The 710-nt window shown below is 28.5% G+C and carries 1 protein-coding gene; it reads left to right on the top strand.

From position 1 onward, the window contains the following. On the top strand, positions 1-710 hold a 710-nt coding region (locus IU405_RS11215; RefSeq protein WP_197438707.1), incomplete at both ends, for a hypothetical protein.

Genomic DNA, 710 nt, shown 5'->3' with positions numbered 1-710 from the left:
TATGATATTTTTCAAGACAGCAAAGGTTTTATGTGGTTTGCCACTGGAAAAGGATTAAGTAAATACGATGGCAATTATTTCAAAACATTTACGGCAGATTTTCAAACTTCAAAGTCAGGTTCATGTATTGCAGAAGATGATTTTGGCAGAATTTGGTACGCCAATTTTGATGGCTTTTTATATTATGTTGAAAAAGGCATTATTAAAGCGTTACCTCAAGAAACTTCACTTGGCTATTATAGATTTGGAATCATAAAAAACGAGCTTTTTTTAATTCAACCAAATGCCGTTTTTGTGTATGATTTAAAAACGTTAACCGTAAAAAACAAACATCAAATTTCGGACAAACATATCACATTTTGTTATGCAACTTCAGAAAGATTTTATGTGTTAGGTGATTTTTTATATGAATTTGGAATCAAAAATGCTGTAAAAAAATACTATTTACCAAACAATTTTTATAAAGAAATTTTCACTCCTTTACTAAATAAATTGGGGCAAAAACTCATCATCAATTCGAAATCTTCAGATGTTTTTTTTAGTTTTGAAAATGGGTTATTTTCAAAATTGAAATTGACAAATTCAGCCGATTTTATCCAAAATACAGCAATCATTGATAATGCTATTTGGATTTGTACACCCAATGGAATTTTTAAAAACGATTTGGTTTCCAATCAACATAAATCATACTTTTCCGATCAAAATATATC

This window comes from Polaribacter sp. BAL334, from assembly GCF_015767435.1.
Taxonomy (GTDB): Bacteria; Bacteroidota; Bacteroidia; order Flavobacteriales; family Flavobacteriaceae; genus Polaribacter.
This window is presented reverse-complemented; position numbering and strand designations above follow the sequence as displayed.